Origin of the sequence: Roseibium sp. FZY0029, assembly GCF_036350355.1 — a bacterium.
Lineage (GTDB): Bacteria > Pseudomonadota > Alphaproteobacteria > Rhizobiales > Stappiaceae > Roseibium.
Genome location: NZ_JAZDVZ010000023.1, coordinates 1 through 1,713, shown reverse-complemented (window position 1 = coordinate 1,713; position 1,713 = coordinate 1). Strand labels below are relative to the sequence as shown.

General features: G+C 60.5%; 1 protein-coding gene. It reads left to right on the top strand.

Going from position 1 to position 1,713, the window contains the following annotated elements:
• On the top strand, window positions 1-1,713 hold a 1,713-nt coding region (locus tag V1T76_RS28995), incomplete at both ends, for a VCBS domain-containing protein (RefSeq protein WP_330564138.1).

The following is a 1,713-nucleotide window of genomic DNA, read 5'->3' as shown; positions in this document are numbered from 1 at the left end:
GCCATCCGGTCGATGGCTTCACCATGAACCAGGACGGTTCGTGGTCCTTCGATCCCAGCCATGCGGCCTATCAGCACCTGGCGGCCGGCCAGACCCAGCAGGTGACCATCCCGGTCACAGTCACCGACAGTGCAGGGGCGACCGACACCCAGAACCTCGTCATCACCGTGACGGGGACAAATGACACGCCAGTCGTTACCGGAACGAAAACGGGGACGGTCACGGAAGACCAGGTGTCATCCTCGGGTCAGTTACAAACGAACTGGCAGAACATAGACGTACTGGACCCGGATGGTGCCGGTGAAAGCCATATTATGGCGATCGAGATTGGCGGTGTTCTACACCAGATGCCAGCCGATTTAGCCACGACGCTGCAGAGCTCTTACGGATATTTTCATACGACACATGGCACTGACGGCCATGACAAGTGGATGTACTTTGCCGACAACAGCAATCCGGCTATCCAGGGCCTTAAGACGGGCGAGACCCTTCAAGAAACAGCGTTCCTGGTGACGGCGGATGGAACAAAAGTCCCTCTCGATGTTACTATCAAGGGGCATGAGGACAGCGTCGTTATTGATACCCCCGGCGCCCTCGTCAGTCCCATCGGCACTGCTGTTGAAGATGGCAAGACCCAGATCAGCGGTACATTGCAAGCGCATGATGCCGACACGCATGACACGGTCTCTTTTGCACCCCAGACGACAACCAATGCGTATGGCGTCTTTTCTGTAGACGCAGCAGGGCATTGGACCTTCACGCTCGACAATCAGGCAGCGCAGTCTCTTGCCAACGGTCAGCAGCACGCAATGGGTTTTGACATTAAAGCTGTCTCGAGCGATGGGTCGACTGCAACCCAGCACGTTGAGGTCAATGTGCGCGGGACCAATGACACCCCGACTCTCAAGGCTGCGTCTGCCTCTGCGACGGAGGACGGCAAGTCCGTCACCGGCCAGATGTCGGCCACGGATGTGGACGCGGGCGACACGAAAAGCTTTTCGATCAGCCAGCCGGTGGACGGGTTCACCCTGAACCAGGACGGTTCGTGGTCCTTTGATCCCTCCCACGCCGCCTATCAGCATCTGGCCGCGGGTCAGACCCAGCAGATCACCATCCCTGTTACCGTCACCGACAGCGCGGGGGCAACCGACACCGAAAACCTCGTCATCACCGTCACCGGCAGCAATGACGGTCCCGTCGTGTCCGGGCCGATCGATCTGGGTAGCGGCACGGAGGACAAGGTCGTCCAGATCTCGGCGGCGCAGCTTTTGGCCCATACCACGGACATCGACACGGGCGATACGCTGTCCGTCACAGGATTGAGCGCGAGCCACGGAACCATCACCGGCGATGCTGCGCACGGCTTCACCTTCACGCCGGACCCCAACTACAACGGCCCGGTGAGCCTGAGCTACCAAGTCACGGACGGTCACGGCGGAAGCGTTGCGCAGACGGCTTCCCTGACGCTCGGCGCGACGCCGGATGCCGCGATCATCAGCGGCACCGACACGGGTGACATCACCGAGGACCGGAATGTCGGACGATCGTCCGTGCATCCGCTCGGCGTAAGCGGAATTCTGACCGTTCACGATCCGGACGGCACGGCCTTCGATCACTTCCAGTCCAACAGCTTGGGCGAACACGCGGTCTCGGACCCTTTCGGCGGCAGCTTGCATATCGACCGCGCCGGTAACTGGGGCTACGAGGTCGACA